The 22597-nt window shown below is 35.9% G+C and carries 18 protein-coding genes; 12 read left to right on the forward strand and 6 right to left on the reverse strand.

All coding sequences use genetic code 11. The features are described from left to right. Positions 1-116: 116 nt before the first annotated feature. From JI747_RS02580 to JI747_RS02590, 3 genes are all read right to left on the reverse strand, one after another. Positions 117-932 carry a ferritin-like domain-containing protein gene (locus JI747_RS02580; protein ID WP_225686064.1) on the reverse strand — a complete coding sequence of 272 codons (816 nt, stop codon included), beginning with the start codon at positions 930-932 and terminating at the stop codon, positions 117-119. Positions 933-957: 25 nt separating this feature from the next. Next, positions 958-1668 (reverse strand): ferritin-like domain-containing protein, encoded by a 711-nt coding sequence (locus JI747_RS02585; RefSeq protein WP_225686065.1) that lies wholly within the window; start codon positions 1666-1668, stop codon positions 958-960. Between the two features lie 111 nt (positions 1669-1779). Then, positions 1780-2349, reverse strand: coding sequence for a fasciclin domain-containing protein (locus JI747_RS02590; protein WP_225686066.1), 570 nt, complete (start codon positions 2347-2349; stop codon positions 1780-1782). 273 nt (positions 2350-2622) lie between these two features. Here JI747_RS02590 and JI747_RS02595 point away from each other — a divergent pair, with 273 nt between their 5' ends. Together JI747_RS02595 and JI747_RS02600 are read left to right on the forward strand one after the other, a co-directional pair. Then, entirely contained in the window at positions 2623-3189 is a 567-nt protein-coding gene (locus JI747_RS02595) for an RNA polymerase sigma factor (RefSeq protein ID WP_225686067.1), read from the forward strand. Between the two features lies 1 nt (position 3190). Further along, positions 3191-4000 (forward strand): anti-sigma factor, encoded by an 810-nt coding sequence (locus JI747_RS02600; protein ID WP_225686068.1) that lies wholly within the window; start codon positions 3191-3193, stop codon positions 3998-4000. Between the two features lie 84 nt (positions 4001-4084). Here JI747_RS02600 and JI747_RS02605 read toward each other — a convergent pair whose 3' ends face one another. The 3 genes from JI747_RS02605 to JI747_RS02615 form a co-directional block, all read right to left on the reverse strand. Then, the gene (locus tag JI747_RS02605) at positions 4085-5614 is read right to left on the reverse strand and encodes a T9SS type A sorting domain-containing protein (RefSeq protein ID WP_225686069.1); all 1530 of its coding nucleotides are present in this window, start codon (positions 5612-5614) and stop codon (positions 4085-4087) included. A gap of 138 nt (positions 5615-5752) precedes the next feature. Further along, positions 5753-6262 (reverse strand): hypothetical protein, encoded by a 510-nt coding sequence (locus JI747_RS02610; RefSeq protein ID WP_225686072.1) that lies wholly within the window; start codon positions 6260-6262, stop codon positions 5753-5755. Continuing rightward, complete coding sequence (locus tag JI747_RS02615) at positions 6225-6725, reverse strand: hypothetical protein (protein WP_225686074.1); 501 nt, start codon at positions 6723-6725, stop codon at positions 6225-6227. Before JI747_RS02615 ends, JI747_RS02610 begins: the two co-directional genes overlap by 38 nt. Positions 6726-6897: 172 nt before the next feature. On the opposite strand from JI747_RS02615, the gene JI747_RS02620 reads away from it, so the two are divergent. From JI747_RS02620 to kdpA, 10 genes are all read left to right on the forward strand, one after another. Continuing rightward, positions 6898-7221, forward strand: coding sequence for a DUF6660 family protein (locus JI747_RS02620; RefSeq protein ID WP_225686075.1), 324 nt, complete (start codon positions 6898-6900; stop codon positions 7219-7221). Between the two features lie 147 nt (positions 7222-7368). Further along, positions 7369-11730 (forward strand): CusA/CzcA family heavy metal efflux RND transporter, encoded by a 4362-nt coding sequence (locus JI747_RS02625; protein ID WP_225686076.1) that lies wholly within the window; start codon positions 7369-7371, stop codon positions 11728-11730. A gap of 1 nt (position 11731) precedes the next feature. After that, the gene (locus JI747_RS02630; protein ID WP_225686077.1) at positions 11732-12979 is read left to right on the forward strand and encodes an efflux RND transporter periplasmic adaptor subunit; all 1248 of its coding nucleotides are present in this window, start codon (positions 11732-11734) and stop codon (positions 12977-12979) included. Positions 12980-13286: 307 nt separating this feature from the next. Beyond that, positions 13287-15035 (forward strand): amidohydrolase, encoded by a 1749-nt coding sequence (locus JI747_RS02635; RefSeq protein ID WP_225686078.1) that lies wholly within the window; start codon positions 13287-13289, stop codon positions 15033-15035. Between the two features lie 184 nt (positions 15036-15219). Next, complete coding sequence (locus JI747_RS02640) at positions 15220-18555, forward strand: DEAD/DEAH box helicase (protein ID WP_225686079.1); 3336 nt, start codon at positions 15220-15222, stop codon at positions 18553-18555. Between the two features lie 72 nt (positions 18556-18627). Continuing rightward, the gene (locus tag JI747_RS02645) at positions 18628-19977 is read left to right on the forward strand and encodes a sigma-54-dependent transcriptional regulator (RefSeq protein ID WP_225686080.1); all 1350 of its coding nucleotides are present in this window, start codon (positions 18628-18630) and stop codon (positions 19975-19977) included. A 156-nt stretch (positions 19978-20133) separates the two neighbouring features. Next, the gene (locus JI747_RS02650) at positions 20134-20508 is read left to right on the forward strand and encodes a DUF7674 family protein (RefSeq protein ID WP_225686082.1); all 375 of its coding nucleotides are present in this window, start codon (positions 20134-20136) and stop codon (positions 20506-20508) included. Next, complete coding sequence (locus tag JI747_RS20350; protein WP_262904120.1) at positions 20505-20633, forward strand: hypothetical protein; 129 nt, start codon at positions 20505-20507, stop codon at positions 20631-20633. Before JI747_RS02650 ends, JI747_RS20350 begins: the two co-directional genes overlap by 4 nt. Positions 20634-20728: 95 nt before the next feature. Next, entirely contained in the window at positions 20729-20806 is a 78-nt protein-coding gene (locus JI747_RS02655; RefSeq protein ID WP_225686785.1) for a potassium-transporting ATPase subunit F, read from the forward strand. Between the two features lie 57 nt (positions 20807-20863). Further along, positions 20864-22561, forward strand: a complete 1698-nt coding sequence (gene kdpA / locus JI747_RS02660) for a potassium-transporting ATPase subunit KdpA (protein ID WP_225686084.1) — start codon at positions 20864-20866, stop codon at positions 22559-22561. Positions 22562-22597: the final 36 nt, after the last annotated feature.

The following is a 22597-nucleotide window of genomic DNA, read 5'->3' on the forward strand; positions in this document are numbered from 1 at the left end:
TTTTATTTTCTGACAAAATATTTTACTGATGAAAAATAAGTTTTTTATTTCGATCATATTACAATCCCTTTCCGAAGAAACGAAAAGGGATTGTACACTAAAAATTAAGAAAAAGTCTAAACAATGAACAAAGATGCGATGGCCTGAGCATCACTTCCCGTAAGGATTTCATCGTAAGCGGCAGAACCTGCTGCGGCTCCGAATGTAGTAGCAGTATTGTAACCTGCCTGATTCGTATTGGCTTCTCCTGCATAAACAGGATTAGTAGCAGGAGGCATATTTCCGCCATCTGCCAGTTCAATCCAGCCTTTATTGGCTCTCATTCTGCGAACCTGTGAAGCGTGTCTTGCTTCTACAGAATGTATTTGTAAGGCAGCCTGCAAAACAGCTTTGTTTGACATTATATTCCCTGCCTGGCCTTTATAAGCTCTCACTCCGGTATCTTCAAAAGCCTGAGCAAGAATCAAAAACTGATTGTAATCTGTAAAAGGAGTGAAATTTCCTCCGGCTGTAAAATCAAAAGTTGGTTTTGCACCGGGAGTTACCCCTAAAGATGTTAAAGTATTTTTTAGAAAAGTGACGTGAGCCGATTCATGTTTTGAAATCTGCATAAAAACTACCCGGTCTGCGGTAGGAATCAAAGTTCCGGCAGCCAATCCCATGGCGTAATACTCATTTTCCAAATATTCTAACACAAGCGCCAGTTGAAGGGCATCCGTTAAAACAGATTTAAAAAATGGAGTATCGTTGGTATATGCTTTTGTTTCTGCCTTTGCAGGAGTCGAAACCAAAGTTCCTAATCCTAGAGGAATAGAAGCAACAGCTGCTTTTTTTCCGAAATCGGAAATATGGGTTAATGTTTCTAATCTTGTAGCTTCCGTGGTGAAAAATTTGTCATTCGAAAGTTTATCCAGTAATTTAAGAATATTCATAATAGTAGATTTTGAAGATGAAAAATTAAATGATTCCCTGTTCTTTCCATGTGAAAGGAGTTTTGATAAATCCTCCGGCAACCATCACAATATCTTTAGGCTCTTTCGCAAGATCCAGTCCGTTGGCATCTATGACATCGTCTCCTGAAAAGGCAGCCGTTCCGGGATTGATCAGATTTCTGATCGCTGAAGCATGTCTTGCCTCTACAGAAACAATTTTTCCGGCAATGACCAGATAATCAGGATTGGTAATGTATTTTCCGGCTCCGTTGTAGGCAGCCACTCCGGTATCTTCCAGTGCTTTTGCGGTAGCTAAAACCGAATTTCTGTCATTGAAATTTACATTTGGATATTGAAATTCCAAAGTGGGTAAGACGTTCATGGTAGCGCCGCTTATTGCTGCTTTGAAGAAATCTCTGTGGATGACTTCATGATGGTAGAGATCCGTAAACAAATCTTTTTCAATACTTGAAATTCCCGAATAAAAATTATTGACAACTTTTGTGTAGAAATCTGCTTCAAGCTGTTCCAGTGCATACGCATAATTGAGTACACCTACATCTCCGGAGCCGAGATCGAATACTTTAGATTGGTCTGTAAAATCAAAATCGTTATTATCACAGCCAATCAATGTAAGGCCTGCCATTGCTAAACCTACACCGCCCAGTTTTAAGAAATTCCGTCTGCTTGTATCGAGGGTAGCTCCCTTATTAGAAACATGAATAGTGTTTTTCATAATAATTATTTTTTTGTGTTAGATTGTATAATGAATATTGGCTCTCTAAGATTTTACCAAAAAAGAAGAAAAAAACAGCATATTTGATATGCTGTTTAAACCATAAAAACATTACGGCATCAATACCGTATCAATCACATGAATAACTCCGTTTGACTGATTAACGTCAGCGATCGTTACTTTTGCGTCATTTCCTTTAGAATCTCTTACATACAGATCTTTTCCTTTAGTCCAGAAAGTAAGACTTTCACCTTCAACAGTTTTCATCATACTTTTTCCGTTTCCGGCTTTTACCGCTGCCCAGATTTGTTTTGCATTGTATTTTCCGGCAAGAACGTGATAGGTTAAAATCTTAGTAAGCATCGCTTTATTTTCCGGTTTTACCAGATTTTCTACAGTGCCTTTCGGTAATTTAGCGAAAGCTTCGTCAGTCGGAGCCAATACCGTAAAAGGACCTGCTCCCTGTAAAGTTTCTACCAAACCTGCTGCTTTTACTGCTGCGACCAAAGTTTTGTGATCTTTGGAGTTGACTGCATTTTCAATAATATTTTTGGAAGGGTACATAGCAGCTCCTCCTACCATCACTGTTTTTTCTTTGGTCATCTGTGCAGCTGCATTTCCACTGAAAGCAAATGATAATACCATCATTCCTAAAACTGCGATTTTTGATTGTGTGTTCATTGTTTTGATTTTAATTGTTACTGAATTTGATTGTGTTGTTAAAATCATTTACGAACTTGGTTTTCATTTAGATTTAAAAATTTTAATGTTTTTAATTAAGATGTTGAAATTCAGTTGATTAATTTTTTAAATATTTAATATTCCAGCTGTTTTAATTAAGAAATTGATGAAAAAAAACTGTAAATATTGAAAAGTTTCTATCAGATTGCTTAAATCAATTAATTTTTAAATATGATTTAAACCGTATTTGATATTTGTTTTATTTCATTACATTTGGAAAAAATATCCACTATTAAAACAACCTATTCGGAAGAGCAACTCATCGTTTTATTGAAAGAAAAAAACGAAACCGGTTTTCATCATCTGTATGACAACTACTCCGGTGCGTTGTATGGAGTCATTCTCCGAATTGTTCAGTCCAAAGAATATACTGAAGAAATTATTCAGGATGTTTTTGTTAAAATATGGAACTCCATTCATCAGTATGATGCATCAAAAGGAAGATTTTATACCTGGATGATCAATATTGCAAGAAATACAGCCATAGATTACTTAAAATCAAAAGGTTTTCAAAACGAACTGAAAAACCAACCGCTTCCGGATTTCGTATATAACTCTACAGAACTTTCAACAACCAATGATTCATCAGATTATATTGGGTTTAATAATGTGCTTGAAAGTCTGGAAGTAGACAAACAGGAACTTATCAACCTCGCGTATTATCAGGGATATACTCAAAATGAAATATCCGACAAACTGAAAATACCGCTGGGAACGGTAAAAACCAAAATGCGGAATGCACTGATGAAATTAAAAGATTTGCTAAAAGATTATCAATAAATTGAACACTAAAGAATACATATCATCCGGAATTATAGAATCTTATATTCTAGGTCTTGCTTCTCATGAGGAAGCAGGGATTTTGGAGTGTGTGATGAAAAACAATGCAGAAGTAAAGGCCGCTTTTGAAGAAGCGCAAAAAACCTTGGAAGACCTTGCTACTGCACAGTCAGTGACACCTCCGACAGATTTGAAATCAAAGATTTGGAATAAAATTCAACAGGAGCAAATTGTTGAAGAAGTAAAACCTGTGGTATCTACGGATATTCCTGTGGCAAAACCTCAGGAAGAAATTAAAATTCAAGGAAACAGTAACTGGAAAGCTTTTGCAATTGCGGCTTCGGTATTATTTTTAGTGAGTATTGCAGGAAATCTTTTCTGGATGAATAACCAGTCTGAAACTAAAAAAGAGATCGCCAAAATACAGACCGAGAAGAAATCTCAGGATCTTGCCATGCAAAAAATGAATCAGAAAATGGAAATGATCTCCAATCCTGATATGAAAATGGTCATGCTGAAAGGGGTAGAAAAACACACCGATTCCAAAGCGATGGTTTTCTGGAATACCAAAACAAAAGAAGTATATCTGAACGCCGAAAGTTTACCCAAAGCTCCTGAAGGAATGCAGTATCAATTGTGGGCAATTGCAGACGGGAAACCTGTAAGTGCCGGAATGTATACCGCGGAAAAAGATAGTAAAATTGCTCTTGCCAATATTCCCAATGCGCAGGCTTTTGCGATCACTTTAGAAAAGCAAGGTGGAAGTGTTTCTCCAACTATGGAAAATATGTATGTAATGGGTGGTGTTTAGAGACAACCACAATATAGGTTGGTATATTAAGTACCGATCATCTCATATATAAATTTTCATTACGAATTTGCCTAATGATGTATTTTATTTTCTGATAATTAGTTTCTCAGACAAAATATTTTTTTCCTTATCATCAACCTGAATGATATATACTCCATTTATAAATGGAGAGGTATTGATTGAAACTTTGCTTTCAGAATATTTTTTGCTGAATATTTTTCTTCCCGACGCATCGTGAATATTTACTGTAGACTCTGCCGGAAGATGATCTATTGTAAAGAAATCTTTTGCCGGATTGGGATAGATTGAAAGAGTACTTTTTAAGATATTTTCATGGGTACTGAGTTGGCTTCCGGCAAGTTTTATGATCCAGAAATCAAAGTTAAAACTGCCATTATATGCAAAACCTGCAACAATGTATCCGCCGTCTGAGGTTTGCTGAACAGAAGTACTTATATCAGATAAAGGACCTCCATAAGTATTTTGCCATTCGATATTACCAGAAACATCTAATTTTATGATCCAGTAATCGGGATATGCGGTGCCAGTTGAAGGCCCTTCCTGAGGGACAGAATATCTTAATCCTGTAACGATACATCCTCCGTCAATGGTATCATCAACTCCATATGCTTCCTCCTGAAAGCTGGTTCCGAAAGATTTTTGCCACTGTATATCACCTGTGGAGGTAATTTTTAAAATCCAATAGTCGGATGAACCATTATTTAAGGTAACATCTCCATTTGCTGAGGTTGTCCATCCTGCTATAAAATAACCTCCGTCTGCAGCTTTCCGTATACAATTGGCTCGGTCTACCGCACTTCCTCCAAAAGATTTTTGCCACTGTATATCACCTGTGGAAGTAAGTTTTATAATCCAGTAGTCGTAAGAGCCATGATTCCCTACAACATTACCATTGTTTGATGTCGCAAATCCGGCTATAATATATCCGTTATCTGCAGTTTGTTCTATATCTTGCGCTTTATCATCTGCTGTACCTCCAAATGTTTTCTGCCACTGTAGGTTGCCTAAAGAGTCTATTTTAATAATCCAGTAATCAGAAGAACCGTGATTTCCTGTAACATCTCCATTCGTAGATGAGGTTTCCCCTGCAACAATATATCCACCATCTGTAGTTTGGCGAATACTTCTTGCAATATCGTTTGCACTTCCGCCATAGGTTTTTTGCCATTGTAGGTTGCCCGAAGAATTTAATTTTATAATCCAGTAATCAGAAGAGCCATGGTTTCCGGTGACATCTCCATTGGTAGATTGGGTTTCTCCGGCAACAATATATCCGCCATCTACAGTTTGCCTTACAGAATGTGCCTTATCTGTATCAGAACCACCAAATTCTTTTTGCCATTGTATATTGCCAAGTGCATTGAGTTTTATTACTGAAAAATTTGAAGTGGTACTTACTGTAGCTGTACCATTTCCATCTCCAGCCAGAATATATCCTCCGTCAGAAGTTTGCTGTATATCTGGATAAAGTTCATTGAGGGGCGTTGTTCCTAATCCATTAAAAAAAGATTGCCATTGGATAGCAGGAGCCTGTGAGAAAAGAGTGTTACCGAAATAAAAACAAAAAAGGAAAAAAATAAAGTTATATTTCATATAATGGCGTTTAGCTTGTTGATTATTCAAATATAATTAAAATTAATCTGAATGATGAAAAAGCCGATGTCTGTCAAAAATTCTGCATATAAACATACCACTATAAAACTGTTTTTATTTTGTAATTACATGGGAATATTACTTTATTCTCCAATTATTCAACACTAAAGTGATGATTACATCGTTCCACATTTCAAAATTCATAAGTTTGGGTTTGATCGGAATAATGCTTGTTTTCATCCAGTTATTATTTCCAACAATATACATCATTGCATCATAGCTCAGTTCTTTATCAAAAGGATTTTTAACTTGTAAGACCATTTGTTCATGTTTTCTTCCTTCCACAGTTTGAGAGAATTTGATTTCAATGGTCTTTACCGGGTTTAAATTTTCTTTTACCACTTTCATTGTTGTAATGGTATTGCCATTGGTTTCAGCTTCAACATATAAACTTTCACCTGGAAATATTTGTAGAGTTCCTTCTTTTACAAAGTATTTTGATTTCGGAACCTCCTGCTGATAGAATTGAACCGAATCAACAGGGATTTTTAATGTAAATTCTTCACGGTATTCCTTTTCATTCTGTGCAGAACAGAACGTTGAAAAAGAGCTAATTATGAATAGAAAAAAGATTTTTATTTTTGACATTTTTGTTGGGTTGTAGGTAAGGTTTTTTGTGCTTCTTTATTAATATTCCTTTGCTGATAGTGTTTTCAAGATTTTTAGAATAAATTATCCTATATTTTAATGAATCTCTATGTATAGAATGTAATTCAAGGAGTATATTTCCTTTATCTACAATCGTAAAATTTAACTTATTTTTTGCAGGCTTTTCAATTTTTTTATTTTCAAATACTTTTGAACTTGTTACTGCGATAAAGCCATTATTGTCAATTCTTTTCAATTTGAAAGTATTAATAGCTATATAATTAATATATGTTTGGGTCATTATTTTTTTGTTAAAATCTAATGAAAAATTTTCATTTTGAATATCTCTAGCTTCGTAATTTCCAGTTAAGTATATTTTTTCTGATTTGCATGAGATGCAAAATGTTAATAAAAATAAAATCAGAGTTAAAGTAAATTGTAATGGATATTTTTTTGTCATCATGTTTTGGAAATATCTTAGATAATTTTTGAATATAGGAATTTTTATTAGTCTGTAATTTTTATTTCAAAGATATATTTTATTGTATTATCTAGAGTGTAGAATAGTTTTTATTACTTGAGATTCCCAATTATATAAGACACTTTTAAAAAGAATTTTTATACATTTGCCCTATATGTATGTATTCAGATTGCTTTTAACATTCTATTTCGTGGCGTTGTCTATCATGCCATGTAATGATGATGCTAAGCAATTAAATACTCCTCCGAATTTTACGTATGTAAATAATCCTCAGGAACATTCACATGCAAGCAATGATGCTTGTTCACCGTTATGTTTTTGTAATTGTTGCCAGATGACGGTGACTTCTTTTAAAATTGAACCGATCATTACCTTTCCGGAGCAGGTTCGTAGTTACTTTTCCAAGAAAATATTTTTTCACAAAAATGACTTTGCGTATTTGGTGTACGACCAAATTTGGCAACCCCCTAAGATTTAATTTTTATTGATTTTTCATGAAAGGCTTTTGTCTTTCATCAATTCGTTATGAAATCTTTGCAATTCCGTTGCATGGAGTTTCTTTTCATTTTTGTCATTCTGTTTAAGGATTTTTAAACAGACCGACATTCAATAAAAATTACATTCAATGTTAGATAAAATCATAAGATTTAGCATCAAGAATAAGATCGTCATTGGAATAATGACTTTGATGCTGGTCATTTGGGGAACTTGGAGTGCCTCAAAATTACCGATTGATGCCGTACCTGACATCACCAACAATCAGGTGCAGATTATTACCGTATGTCCTACACTTGCCGGACAGGAAGTAGAACAGTTAGTAACATTTCCAATAGAACAAAGTATCGCCAATATTCCGGATATAGAAGAAACAAGAAGTATTTCAAGGTTCGGGTTATCCGTGATTACGGTCGTTTTCAAAGAAAATGTAGATATTTATTTTGCCCGACAACTAATCAGCGAACAGCTGAAACAAGCGGTTGAAGAAATCCCTAAAGGAGTAGGAACTCCTGAATTAGCGCCTGTAAGTACAGGTTTGGGAGAAGTCTATCAGTATATTCTCCATCCGAAAAAAGGAAGTGAGAAAAAATATACCAGCAAAGAACTGAGAACCATGCAGGACTGGATTGTCCGCAGACAATTAAACGGAACTCCGGGAGTGGCAGAAATCAACAGCTTTGGGGGCGAACTGAAGCAATATGAAGTGGCCATCAATCCGGACCGTTTGAAAGCAATGGGGGTCAGTATTACCGATATTTTCACGGCACTGGAAAAAAATAATCAGAACACGGGAGGAGCGTATATTGATAAAAAACCAAATGCCTATTTCATCAGAGGAATCGGGATGGTGACGTCCATAGAAGATATTAAGAATATTGCCGTAAAAAATGAAACAGGGAGTGTTCCTATTTTTATAAAAGATGTTGCGAATGTAGGTCTTGGTCATGCAACCCGTTATGGGGCTTTAACTTATAATGGAGAAGTTGATGCGGTAGGAGGCGTTGTCATGATGTTGAAAGGAGCCAACAGTAATGAAGTCGTGCAAAGAATTAAAGATAAAATTCCGACGATCCAGAAATCGCTTCCTGATGATGTGATTATTGAGCCGTTTCTGGACAGAACGGATTTGGTAGACAGAGCAATTAATACCGTAGAGAAAAATTTAATTGAAGGAGCACTTATCGTCATATTTGTTCTGGTCCTTTTCCTTGGAAACTTCAGAGCGGGATTAATTGTAGCTTCAGCCATTCCGCTTTCTCTTTTGTTTGCTTTAGGAATGATGAATGTTTTCGGAGTAAGTGCCAATTTAATGAGTTTGGGAGCGATCGATTTCGGGTTGATTGTAGACGGCGCGGTCATTATCGTAGAAGCAACTCTCCATCACTTAGGACTAAGAAAAACAACAGGAATGCTAACCCAATCTGAAATGGATGAGGAAGTCTTCTTATCCGCTTCAAAAATAAGAAGCAGTGCGGCTTTCGGCGAAATTATAATCCTGATTGTTTACATTCCTATTTTAACGTTGGCAGGGGTAGAGGGAAAAATGTTTACACCAATGGCCAAAACGGTAGGTTTTTCGATTTTGGGAGCATTGATTTTGTCACTGACTTATATTCCGATGATGAGTGCTTTGTTTTTATCTAAAAAAATATCCCATAAAGAGACTTTTTCGGATAAAATGATGAGCAGGCTGCAAAAAATGTATCAACCATTATTGGAAAAAGCTTTAAAAATAAAATATGCTTTAGTAGGAGGAACAGTGGCTTTATTTGTGGTGTCTATTTTCCTATTTAACAGAATGGGAGGAGAGTTTATACCCCAATTACAGGAAGGGGATTATGCCTTTCATTGTATTCTGCCGCAGGGAAGCTCATTAAGTCAGAGTATTGAAACTTCGATGCAGGCTTCAAGAATCATCAAACAATTTGACGAAGTAAAAATGGTGGTCGGAAAAACCGGATCAGCAGAAGTTCCTACAGATCCGATGCCGCCGGAAGCTTCTGATTTGATTATTGTTTTAAAACCAAAAGAGGAATGGAAAAGCAAAAAATCTTATGACGAATTAGCCGATGAAATTTCCGAAAAACTGGAAACCATTCCGGGGGTATTTTTTGAGAAGAATCAGCCGATCCAGATGCGTTTTAATGAATTGATGACCGGGATCAGACAGGATGTTGCAGTAAAGATTTTTGGTGAAAATCTGGATTCATTAGCGATGTATGCAGATAAAACCGCAAAAATAATTTCGTCGGTTGAAGGGGCAACTTCGCCGCAGATTGAGCGGGTAAGCGGTCTTCCGCAAATCAATGTGGAATACGACAGAACCAGAATGGCGAATTACGGATTGAATATTGAAGAGGTTAATAATGCGTTAAGCACCGCTTTTGCAGGGCAGTCTGCAGGTCAGGTGTTTGAAAACGAAAGAAGATTTGATTTGGTAGTACGTTTAGACAGCCTCCACAGAACGAATATTGATGATGTGAATAACCTGATGATTTCTACCAATTCCGGAGCGCAGATTCCGCTTTCTCAGGTAGCAAATGTCAGTTACAAATTAGGACCTGCCCAAATCAGCCGTGAAGAAGGAAAACGTAGAATTGTGATAGGATTTAATGTAAAAGACCGTGATGTGGAAAGTGTTGTAAAAGATATTCAGGTAAAACTGGATAAAGTGAAACTACCATCAGGATATTATTTCACGTATGGAGGTCAGTTTGAAAACTTACAGGCGGCAAGTAAAAGACTGATGATTGCCGTACCGGTTTCATTATTGTTGATTTTTATGTTGCTGTATTTCACATTCCATTCATTCAAACAGGCGGCATTGATCTTTACAGCTATTCCGATGAGTGCGATAGGAGGTGTTTTCGCTTTATTATTCAGGGATATGCCTTTTAGTATCAGTGCCGGAATAGGATTTATCGCCTTATTTGGGGTTGCCGTTCTCAACGGAATTGTTTTGATAGGAACTTTCAATCAGTTGGAAAAAGAGGGAGAAACCAATATCATAAAACGCGTAATCGAAGGTACAAAAACGAGATTACGACCTGTATTGATGACGGCAACAGTTGCTTCTTTAGGATTTTTACCGATGGCAATTTCTACAGGAGCCGGAGCAGAAGTTCAGAAACCTTTAGCAACGGTGGTGATTGGAGGTTTGATTACCGCTACTTTCCTTACACTGTTCGTATTACCGATGCTGTATATTATTTTTAATACAAAAATTGATGTAAAAAAGATAAAACCTAAATCAGTAACCACAGTGATCGTGTTAGGATTTTTATGCTTTGGACAGACTTTTAAAGCACAGCAAAGAACCTCTTTAACCGCGGAACAGGCTGTACAAATAGCATTAAGCAATAATGACCTGATCAGATCAAAAGATTTGGATATCAAAGCCAGTGAAGCCTTACAACCTACGGCTAAGGAACTTCCGAAATTAAATGTGGACGCACAATTAGGGCAATATAACAGTAAAAAATTTGACCAGTCTTTTTCGATCTCGCAAAATATTCCGTTTCCGACTTTATTTAAAGCTAAAAAAGAGTTGATTGCCGAGGAAATCAAAGGAAAACAGATTAATAAAGAGATCTCTGCCAATGAACTGGCAAAACAGGTCAGAACTTATTATTATCAGATCGAATATTTGCAGTACAATCAATTGCAGCTGAAAAATCTCGATAGTCTGTATCAGGATTTTATAAGAGTTGCGACGGTACGATTTAAAGCCGGAGATATTAAAAAAATCGAGATCAATACGGCAGAAACGCAAAAAGGAGAAATTACCCTGTTGCTAAAGCAAAATGAAGTATATCTTACTAATGCTTATAAAAGCTTAAAAACATTGCTTAATACTTCAGAAGAAATTATAGTTCCTGCCAATAAGAACTATTATCCTCTAAAAGCGGATGATGTTCTTGACAGTCTTTCTATTGCAAAACATCCAACGGTGAAAGCATTCTATCAGGAAATGGAGATTGCAGAAAAAAACAAGAAGGTTGAAAAATCTCAGGGACTTCCGGAATTTACGATCGGGTATACGAATCAGTCTTTGATAGGTTTTCAGACGATCAATGGAATGGAGCAGTATTTCAATGGCGGAAACCGGTTTCATTCAGGAACAGTAGGAGTTTCTATTCCGCTGACTTTCGGGGCAACAAAAGCGAGAATGCAATCCTGGGAATTTCAGAAGCAAATGGCTGAATCCAATGCAAAATTACAGGCAAAACAACTGGAAACTCTTCTGGAAAATGCGTTTAATCAATACCAGCAAAATGTAAAACAATATGAGTATTACACGAATCAGGCGATTCCGAATGCAGAAAAGATTATAAAAGCCGGACAATTAGGATATAAAACAGGTGAAATATCGTATGTAGAATATCTTTTCGCTTTGCAAACCGCTACCAATATTCAGCTGAAATATCTGGAATCTATTCAAAAGGTAAATGAATCTGTAATTACTATCAATTCTATAATTAATAAATAAAATGAACATTAAATATCATATCATCACTCTTGTATTCATCTCACTTTTTGCGATAAGCTGCGGGAAAAAAGAGTATGCTGAAAAAACTGTGGAACAACCCAAAACCGAACAGAAAGAGGAAAATCATGAAGAAGCTCCTCAAACGATCGCGGAACTGACTGAGGAACAAATGAAATCGGTGGGAGTGAGTCTGGCAACGATTGAAATGAAAGAACTTACTTCAACCATTAAAGCCAATGGTTTATTGAGAGTTCCTAACAACAGAAAAGCAACAGTAACTTCTTTGTATGGCGGAGTCATTAAAACCATTAACGTTCAGATCGGTGACTTTGTGAGAAAAGGTCAGGTATTGGCTACCATAAGCAATCCTGAATATATTCAGCTGCAAGGGCAATATTTGACTGTAAACAGCAGAATTACCTATGCAGAACAGGAATACAGAAGACAAAAGGAACTTTTCGATAATGATGCGGGAGCGAAAAAGAATCTTCAAAGCGCAGATGCAGAATTAAAAAGTTTAAGAACTCAGAGATCATCTGTACAAAGACAGCTTCAGATGATGGGAATAAGCGCCGGAAAAGTAACGAATGGTAATTTACGATCAGGATTGGTTATTACCTCGCCAATCAGCGGAACGGTGAGTAACATCAATGCACAGATCGGAAGTTATGTAGATGTTTCTTCTCCCGTATTGGATATTATCGATAACAATTCCATTCATCTTGATCTTCAGGTGTTTGAAAAAGATTTACCAAAAATGAAAATCGGGCAGATCGTTCATTTTAAGCTGACCAATAATCCTGAAACCGAATATGATGCAAAAATATACAGCATCGGCTCTTCTTTTGAAAATGAAAGCAAGACAATCTCAGTTCATGCGAATGTTACAGGAAATAAAGAAGGATTGATCGACGGAATGAACATCACCGGAATTGTAAGTTTGGATAAATCGGTAACGCCTGCAATTCCAAATGAAGCGATTGTAGAAGCAGACGGGAAATATTATGTTTTCGTAAAGACCAATAAAAAAGCAGAAGCGCATGAAGAAGAAAAAGATCAAAAAAAAGAAACGAAGGAACATTCTAAAACCATGAGTTTTGAAAAAATTGAAGTGGTAAAAGGTTCAACAGATATGGGCTATACGGCTATCACTCCGGTAAATACTATTGATCCGGATACAAAAATTGTGGTAAAAGGAGCCTTTTTTATCAATGCAAAATTATCTAATTCAGGAGAACACGAGCATTAAATCGTAAAGTATTTTTTGCATATAATTTTAATAAAGGAGATAACTGATTGGATGTTTAGAGTGATATTATACTTAAAATAGAAATAGTTATCTCTTTTTTATTATTCTTATATTTATTTAGCTAATTTTGATAAGATTTAAATGCTTAAAAACTAATTTATTATGCTTTTTTAAATTAAATATTTTAGCTTTTAGTCGTTTCATTAAGTTTTCATGTTTATTGTACAAGATAGTTTCTTTTAAAAAAAATAAAGAAATTGATAAAATAATTTCTGTTATTGAATTTATAACTATAAAAATAAACAGTATGATTAACCAAATCACAAAACATTATTTAAATTTTTCGCAATTACTGACGGTTTTTTTTACATCTCTGATATTGTATTCCTGTACTTCCCCAAAAAATGAAAGAGCAGATACTATTTACATTAACGGAGATATTCTTACCATGACAGGGGATAATGCAAATTATGTTGAAGCATTAATCGTAAGAGACGGTAAAATAACGTTTGCTGGTGACAAAAAAACGGCCATGTCTTATAAAGGAGATTCAACTCAGGTCATTGATCTTAAAGGTAAAATGCTGATGCCGGGTTTTATTGATGCCCATGGTCACGTTACTCAGGCAGCTTCATTTTCTTTTGCTGCTGATTTAGCACCTGAACCTTATGGTAAGGTAATGTCGATTCCTGATCTTCAAAAGGCTTTGAAAGAGTATATTCATAAAAATAATATTCCGTCAGGAATGCCGGTTGTCGGAAACGGATATGATGATGCCATTATGAAAGAACATCGTCATCCTACAGCACAGGAACTGGATGAGGTATCTTCCGTTAATCCAATATATATACTTCATGCTTCCGGCCATATGGGAGTGGCAAATACTCGTTTGCTTAATGATATGAAGATCTCATATGATACGCCCGATCCGGAAGGTGGAGTGATAGGTAAGAATACTGAATCTAAAATACTTACCGGGAAAATGCAGGAAAATGCCAATATCAACACGCTTCTTTTTGTGATGAGTAAACTTCCAAAATCAACAGAAGAAGATAAGATTAAAGGGTTATTAAATGCCGAAAAAGAATGGTTTGCTAATGGGCAAACAACAATCTGTGATGGACGTTCTATACCTGAAAACATTGGTTTAGTAATGGCAGCCAATAAAAAAGGATTACTAAAAGGAGACTATATTGTTCTTCCTGACTACGATACCAATATAAACGGTCTGGATTCTTTAAAAAAATACTACCGAAAATATGATAATCACTTCAAAATAGGAGCTATAAAAATGACTTTTGACGGTTCTCCACAGGGAAAATCAGCATGGCTTACAAAACCTTATCTTGTACCGCCGGATGGAGAAGAAATAGGCTTTAAAGGACATGGTATTTATAGTCACAAAGCAGCATATGACGGACTTAAAAACATACTTTCGCACGGTATGCAGGCTCATATTCACTGTAATGGAGATGCAGCCATTGACGAAGGACTGAATTTAATGGATACTTTAAAAAAAGAAGGCCTTCTTACTTCAGATATGCGTTGTGTACTTATCCATAGCCAGGTTTGTCGTCCCGATCAGGTTCCAAGATTTAAGCAGATCGGAATTATGCCAAGTTGGTTTCCAACCCATTGTTATCTTTGGGGAGATTGGTATTTAAGCAGTGTCTTAGGAAAAGAAAGAGGCTCGCATATAAGTCCGCTTAAAGAAGGACTTGACAACGGAATACGTTTTACCATTCACCATGATGCACCTGTAACGCCTCCTGATCTTCTTACTGCTGTCTATGCCGCAGTAAACAGGAAAACTAGATCCGGTATTATACTTGGTCCCGATCAGCGTATTTCACCGTATGAAGCACTTAAAGCGATTACCATAAATGCAGCATGGCAATGGAGTGAAGAAAATGAAAAAGGAAGCCTTGAGAAAGGTAAAAAAGCAGACCTTGTGATTTTAGACAAAAACCCATTGAAAGTAGATCCATTAACAATTAAAGAAATAAAAGTAATGGAAACATTCAAAAATGGACAATCTGTATTTAAAAGAAATTAAAAATAGCCCCCCATTTATATACAGAAATACCTTGAGGATTTCCTTGAGGTATTTTTTATGATGAAACTTAAATGTATCAGATACATAAAAATATTTTTAAACTTGGCTTAATCATTATTTGATTTAGTACTTAATTTTCAGAAATTTGCCACCTCATCCCACATTCTTAACAGGAATATCAGTAATGGAATTATCAGGAGAATATACACTATTTAATACCCATATCAGTACGCTTTCAGTGTATGAGTTGCTGAAACATACCCACAACGGAAGCTTTATGGAAAACAGAGACTTCCAAAATATTTTTCCCATTGCTCTTGAACTGAATGTTGGTGTGTTTACTAAAAACAATGCAACATTTGATTTTCCCAGAGTTTCGGTAAGTCAGATTGGAAATGATGTTATTTCATCCTGTTCCTGTGATCACGATGATCAAAAATTGTGTGAACATCAGGCTGAGATTATTCATTGTATTCTTGAGAAAGAAGACTTTCGGATATTCTATGATAATAATCTTCGTCGTAAAATACTAGTACGATCAGCCAAAGGATATGGCTTAGAAAACGAATCGAATCTGGATGCCTATTTCCAATTGAATTATTCGGATGGAAAGTTGAGTATCGAAAGTAAAATGAAGGAACTGCTGAAAATGGATGAGCAGGTTTTTAAGAAAGACCTTATTCCCCAACAGCAATCTCTCATCAAAAAATTAGCGGATCAGGAAACAGATAAAAAGCAGATCCTTGTTATTGGCAGACACCGTTACTACAACCAGTTGAGCTTTTTGCTCATGGAAGCCGATATAACGCAGACAGGAAAAATTAAAAATCCGGTAAGCAGTACAGATCCGATGAATCTGATATGGAAATCTGAAAGTCCTTTAGCGATTAAATTTTATACAGCCCTTGTTGTTTTCCAGAATAAATACAATGAAGACAATACGGATACTGAACTGGATGCTTTACAGCAGATTATTAAAAATCCGTTAGAATTAGAGGTGTATTTTCATGACAGAGATATCTCTGAAACCATTTCAGCAAAATCTCTGATTCCTGTTGAGGTAAAGGTTTTAAAAGCTGAAATACAACTGACCGTATTTAAAAAAGAACCGTTTTTTGAAATTACCGGTGAACTTGTTTTCAATGATGTTTCAATTCCTTTCAAAAATGTGGTGATCCGGAATGAAAATTTTGTCTATCATCAGCAGACTTTCCATTATGTAGATCATCCCGATATGCTTCGGGTGCTTAAGTTCTTTAAAGCCAACAACGAAATTTTACTGGTTCATTCTTCCAAATATGAAGAATTTGTTCAGACTGTTCTGGCTCCTTTAGAGAATCTGGTTCATATTAATTACAGCTATATCCGTAAAGCCACTTCCGTAGAGCTTATTGAGAAAAATTTTGAAGTAGAACGCATTGTTTATCTCAATCAGGTTGGAAATTTCATCTCTATTATTCCTGTCATGAAGTATGGGGAAGTGGAAGTTCCGGTTTATTCCAGAAAGCAGATTTTTGATACCGATCAGAACGGAAATGAATTTACAATAGAGCGCGATTATAATGCAGAAATTGCCCTTACTTCAATGATCATGAATCAGCATCCTGATTTTAGTGAACAGTTGGAAGGACGTGAATATTTCTATCTGCATAAAGATAAATTTTTAGACGAAAACTGGTTTTTGAATGCTTTTGAAATATGGCGAAATGAAGGAATTACCATTCTTGGATTTAATGAAATTAAAAACAATAAACTCAATCCTCACAAAGCTAAAATAACGATAGAGGTCAATAGCGGAATTGACTGGTTTAATGCTAAACTGAAAGTGCATTTCGGAAAAAAGAAAGCCACACTGAAACAGGTACACAGAGCGCTCCGAAACAAAAGTAAATTTGTACAGCTGGATGATGGTTCTCACGGAATTTTACCTGATGAATGGATAGAAAAAATAAACAGATATTTTCAGGCAGGAGATATAGACGAGGATTTACTTAAAATTCCGAAAGTCAATTTCACAGAAATATCCGATTTATTTGAAAAAGAAGTGTTGAGTGAAGAAGTACAAAACGAAATTACAACTTATCACGAGCAATTTTCAAAGATAAATCGATCTGAAATATCAGTTCCTGCTGAATTGAATGCAGAACTCAGAGATTATCAGCGGGAAGGACTGAACTGGCTGAATTTTTTAGACAATTTCAATTTCGGAGGCTGTCTTGCCGATGATATGGGGTTGGGAAAAACCTTACAGATCATTGCTTTCATCTTATCACAAAGAGAAAAATATGGACATACAACCAATTTGGTGGTGGTTCCGACCTCTTTATTATTCAATTGGCAGGAAGAAATAGAAAAATTTGCCCCTTCTCTAAAAATATTGACTCATTATGGAGCCGAAAGAGAGAAAAGTATCACAAAAATAAATGAATATGAGATCGTATTAACGACCTACGGAATGGTATTGTCTGATATTCGTTTTCTGAAAAATTTCCGGTTCAATTATATCTTCTTAGATGAATCACAGGCAATTAAAAATCCTAATTCAGAAAGATATAAAGCAGCACGTTTGTTGCAATCCAGAAACAGAATCGTACTTACAGGAACACCTGTTGAAAACAATACATTTGATCTTTATGGACAGCTTTCCTTTGCCTGTCCCGGATTGTTGGGAAGCAAGCAGTATTTCAAAGATATTTATGCGATCCCAATTGATAAATTTGAATTCAGCAAAAGAGCATTGGAACTTCAAAAGAAAATAAAACCTTTTATTCTCAGAAGAACAAAAAAACAGGTTGCCAAAGAATTACCCGAAAAAACGGAGATGGTCATTTACTGTGAAATGAATGCAGAGCAACGTAAAATCTATGATAATTACGAACAGGAACTGCGCGAATTTATTTCTGCTACCAATGATGATGAGATCACACAAAACAGGATGCATGTTTTAACGGGGTTAACGAAACTCAGACAAATATGTAATTCTCCGGTACTTTTAAAAGAAGGACATTCCGGAAATAATGCCGTGAAGATTGAAATCCTTACCGAACAGATTGAAAATAAATCCAAAGAACACAAAATATTGGTTTTTTCCCAATTTGTAGGGATGCTCGATCTTGTTAAAACTGAACTGGAGAAAAAGAATATTCCGTTTGAATATCTGACAGGACAGACGAAAGATAGGGGAGCCAAAGTCCAGAATTTCCAGACCAATGATGAGGTTCGGGTATTTTTAATCAGCCTAAAAGCAGGAGGAGTAGGTTTGAATCTAACCGAAGCAGACTACGTATACCTTATTGATCCATGGTGGAATCCAGCCATCGAAAATCAGGCGATTGACCGAAGCCACAGAATCGGACAGACAAAACATGTAGTGGCAGTCCGGCTGATCTGTACCAATACAGTAGAAGAAAAAATCATGAATATGCAGAAGAAAAAACATAAGCTGGCTCAGGATTTAATTAAAACAGATGCTTCTTTCTTTAATACTCTGTCAAAAGACGAGCTGTTGGAAATTCTGTAATCTTCAGTTTTGATTAAAAATATCATTTTTCTGCCCGTATAATTTTTACCTTTGTCTCTTAATTTTATTGTTTTGAGCAAGATATTAATCATCGATGATGAAGAAAAAATCAGAACGCTTCTTTCCAGAATTATTGAGCTGGAAGGTTTTGAAATATTTCAGGCTTCTGATCTGAAGAACGGAAAAAAAAGACTGGAAAACTCAGAAATTGATGTCGTGATCAGTGATGTGAAACTTCCCGACGGAAGCGGAGTCGATTTTTCCAAAAATATCAAAGAAAGCTATCCCTGGATTGAAGTCATTCTTCTGACCGCATTCGGAAATATTCCCGATGGTGTTCAGGCGATAAAAAACGGAGCATTCGATTATATTACCAAAGGTGACGATAACAATAAGATCATTCCGCTTGTTTACAAAGCCATGGATAAGGTGAGCTTAAACAAAAGACTCCTACAGCTTGAAAAACAATTGGGAGACAAGCAGTCTTTTGATAATATCATCGGAAAATCAAAAACCATAGAATCGGCAATTCATTCAGCGAAAAAAGTTGCTGTGACAGATGCGACTGTTCTTTTGACGGGAGAAACAGGAACCGGAAAAGAAGTATTTGCACAGGCAATTCATAATGCAAGTCATAGAAATAAACAGAATTTTGTAGCGGTCAACTGTTCTGCTTTTAGTAAAGAATTATTGGAAAACGAATTGTTTGGTCATAAAGCGGGAGCATTTACAGGAGCATTAAAAGACTCAAAAGGAATCTTTGAAGAAGCCAACAACGGAACCGTTTTTCTTGACGAGATCGGAGAAATGCCATTAGATTTGCAGGCAAAATTATTACGTGTTTTAGAATCCGGAGAATTTCTGAAAGTGGGAGACAGCAAACCGACTCAAGTGAATGTAAGGATCATTGCCGCTACCAACAGAGATTTACAGAAAGAAATCGACAACGGAAGTTTTAGAGAAGATCTGTATTACCGAATTAATATTTTCAATATCATCCTTCCTTCGCTAAGGGAAAGAATCTCAGATATTGAAGATCTGGCTACTTTTTTCTTAAAAAAATACACACAGAAAGTTGGAAAAAAGATTATTTCTATTTCTAATGACTATCTGAATGTGTTAAAAAAACATTTTTGGAAAGGAAACATTCGTGAGCTCCGTAATATTATAGAAAGAAGTGTCATTCTGGAAGACAGTCAGGAGTTATCCATTAGCAGCCTGCCTTTCGATATGCAGCAGATTTCAACGGCTCAATCTACCACAGATAAAACATTGTCTGCGTTTTCTATGGCAAGTGCAGAGAAACTTCATATTCAGAAAATTCTCAATTATACTCAGGGAAATAAAGCCGAAGCCGCCCGTCTGCTGGAAATCGGGATTGCCACTCTTTACCGCAAAATAGAAGAATACAAAATAGCATAAATAATTATCATATTGATAATGAGCCTATCATTTTGATAGGCTTTTTTATTGCTTTAAATCATTGATTTCAATACAACTAATTGATATGTAGTGTATTAATTGGTTTTGTTTTAAAAAGGAATATAAATTGGCATCTATGATTCAAATAATTCTAAAATGAATCATACAGAAGCAATGCAGGAAATCGTAAAAGTAGTTCCTGAAACCGAAGAGGAATTTAAAGACACATTCAGAACCAGAAATTCTTTTATGGTCATTAATGTGTTCACAAAACAAATCAGAAAACTCATCCGCAAAAAAGATCAGAAAGTTTTGGTAACCTGTCTTAATAAAATGGATGAGATGTATAAAAAAGGCGATCAGGCATTAAGAAATGCAATAGAATCTGTTTTTATCTATTCTTTGGACAGTCTCACGTTTCCTTGTGATAAAGCCTACAAGAATTTAATTTTTGAAAAAATCCCTCTTCCTCTTAAAAATGCTATCTGCATCAGATATATAAATCAGGAATTTAAAATAATATCAATATGAAAGTAAGAAAACAGGGAAGCTGGAAAGAATGGAAATCTTCCAACAACAGACACAATCTTGAAATTTTAATCATCAATGTAGTGGTTATTCTTGGAGTATTTGTAGTAGCCGCTATCATTCAGTAAGTATAAAAAAATATAAAAATGAGCATCATTTTAATCATAACAGGAGCAGCGCTTTTCGCTTTGTTTTTTCTAACCGTAAAATACTTTGAAAAAATATGACCGCATTATTTATTATAGCCATTAGTGTATTCGGATATATGTGCTATGTGCTGGTAAAACCAGAGAAATTTTAACCAAAATGAGAATTGAAGAATAATTCACGATCAATTTTCAAATTTTAATTAAAAACAATGAACTCAGAAATTTTAGGAATACTATTGATGTTCTTTTTAGCAGTAGGTCTTGCAATACCTTTAGGAAGATACATCGGGAAAATATACAGTAATGAAAAAACCTGGCTGGATAAGATCTTCAATCCGGTAGATAAAATTTTCTACAAAGCAGCGGGTGTTAATCCTGACACGGAAATGACCTGGAAACAACACCTGCTTGCTTTATTAACGATCAATCTCGTTTGGTTTTTAGTCGCCATGTTTGTGCTAACCAATATGGGTTGGCTTCCTTTAAATCCGGATCATAATCCGTCAATGAGTGGAGATTTGGCATTCAATACGGCGGTAAGCTTTGTAACAAATACCAATCTTCAACATTATTCAGGGGAAACGGGAATGTCTTATTTAGGACAGCTTATTCTCATGTTGTGGCAGTTTATCAGTGCAGGTTGCGGAATGGCAGTCGCTGCAGTCGTTTTTGTTGCCATGAGAGAAAGAACGGCCGAAAAGCTGGGGAATTTTTACTTCTTTTTCGTAAGAAGCTGTACCAGAATTTTATTACCTATTGCAATCGTTGTTGCTACATTATTGGTATTCAGTGGAACACCAATGACGTTTGAAGGGAAAGATACTATTACAAATCTACAGGGAGACAAAGTTGAAGTGAGCCGTGGTCCTGTTGCTGCCTTTACAGCCATAAAGCATCTGGGAACAAACGGAGGCGGTTTTTTTGGACCCAACTCAGCGCATCCTTTCGAAAATCCGAATTACTTTACCAACATCGTAGAAATAGTTACTCAAATGCTGATTCCTTTGGCGATGGTTTTTGCAATGGGATATGTTGTCAGAAGAAGAAAATTAGCCTGGACAGTCTTTGGAGTAATGACCATAGGTTTCTTACTTCTTATGATTCCTACCGTAGCAACTGAAATGAATGGCAATCCTGCGATTTCTCATATGGGAATTTCTCAGACTATGGGAAATATGGAAGGAAAAGAAGTACGTTTCGGATCTGCTGCCTCTGCATATTGGAGTATTGCTACAACAGTAATTTCTACAGGAAGCATCAATTCTATGCATGACAGCTTTATGCCTTTAAGCGGTATGAACCAAATGTTGGGAATGATGGTGAATGCCTTTTATGGAGGTGTTGGTGTAGGATTTCTGAACTTTTATATTTTCATCATTCTTGCCGTTTTCATCAGTGGATTGATGGTAGGAAGAACCCCTGAATTTCTTGGAAAGAAAATTGAAGCAAAAGAAATGAAAATCGCCATGATTATTGCGCTTCTTCATCCTTTTCTGATTCTTTCAGGAACGGCGATAGCGAGTCATCTGTATGCTCAGAATCCAGAAACATTCGCAAGCTGGCTGAATAATCCGGGTTACCACGGTTTCAGTGAAATGCTGTATGAATTTACCTCATCAAGTGCCAATAACGGAAGTGGTTTTGAAGGATTGGGAGACAATACTCCTTTCTGGAATATTGCGTGCGGAATAGTTATGTTAATGGCAAGATATCTACCCATTATCGGTCCGGTTGCCATTGCAGGAAGTCTTGCTGCTAAAAAATATATTCCTGAAAGTGCAGGAACATTAAAAACAGATACTTCAACATTCGGATTGATGGTATTTGCGGTCATTGCCATTGTAGCAGCATTGTCATTCTTCCCGGCATTAGCTTTGGGACCTATCGCAGAGTATTTTAGTATGTAGAAAGAGAAGTGAGAAGGTAAAAGTAAGACGTAAGAA

Origin of the sequence: Chryseobacterium tagetis, from assembly GCF_016735585.2 — a bacterium.
GTDB classification, from domain to species: domain Bacteria; phylum Bacteroidota; class Bacteroidia; order Flavobacteriales; family Weeksellaceae; genus Chryseobacterium; species Chryseobacterium tagetis.

Bases quoted from the DNA above. Each gene is read 5' to 3' on its own strand.
- JI747_RS02610 (WP_225686072.1), bottom strand. From the start codon at position 6,262: ATGTCAAAAATAAAAATCTTTTTTCTATTCATAATTAGCTCTTTTTCA.
- JI747_RS02630 (WP_225686077.1), top strand. From the start codon at position 11,732: ATGAACATTAAATATCATATCATCACTCTTGTATTCATCTCACTTTTT.
- JI747_RS20350 (WP_262904120.1), top strand. From the start codon at position 20,505: ATGAAAGTAAGAAAACAGGGAAGCTGGAAAGAATGGAAATCTTCCAAC.
- JI747_RS02640 (WP_225686079.1), top strand. From the start codon at position 15,220: ATGGAATTATCAGGAGAATATACACTATTTAATACCCATATCAGTACG.
- JI747_RS02620 (WP_225686075.1), top strand. From the start codon at position 6,898: ATGTATGTATTCAGATTGCTTTTAACATTCTATTTCGTGGCGTTGTCT.
- JI747_RS02650 (WP_225686082.1), top strand. From the start codon at position 20,134: ATGAATCATACAGAAGCAATGCAGGAAATCGTAAAAGTAGTTCCTGAA.
- JI747_RS02605 (WP_225686069.1), bottom strand. From the start codon at position 5,614: ATGAAATATAACTTTATTTTTTTCCTTTTTTGTTTTTATTTCGGTAAC.
- JI747_RS02585 (WP_225686065.1), bottom strand. From the start codon at position 1,668: ATGAAAAACACTATTCATGTTTCTAATAAGGGAGCTACCCTCGATACA.
- JI747_RS02655 (WP_225686785.1), top strand. From the start codon at position 20,729: ATGACCGCATTATTTATTATAGCCATTAGTGTATTCGGATATATGTGC.
- kdpA (WP_225686084.1), top strand. From the start codon at position 20,864: ATGAACTCAGAAATTTTAGGAATACTATTGATGTTCTTTTTAGCAGTA.
- JI747_RS02625 (WP_225686076.1), top strand. From the start codon at position 7,369: ATGTTAGATAAAATCATAAGATTTAGCATCAAGAATAAGATCGTCATT.
- JI747_RS02580 (WP_225686064.1), bottom strand. From the start codon at position 932: ATGAATATTCTTAAATTACTGGATAAACTTTCGAATGACAAATTTTTC.
- JI747_RS02635 (WP_225686078.1), top strand. From the start codon at position 13,287: ATGATTAACCAAATCACAAAACATTATTTAAATTTTTCGCAATTACTG.
- JI747_RS02615 (WP_225686074.1), bottom strand. From the start codon at position 6,725: ATGATGACAAAAAAATATCCATTACAATTTACTTTAACTCTGATTTTA.
- JI747_RS02590 (WP_225686066.1), bottom strand. From the start codon at position 2,349: ATGAACACACAATCAAAAATCGCAGTTTTAGGAATGATGGTATTATCA.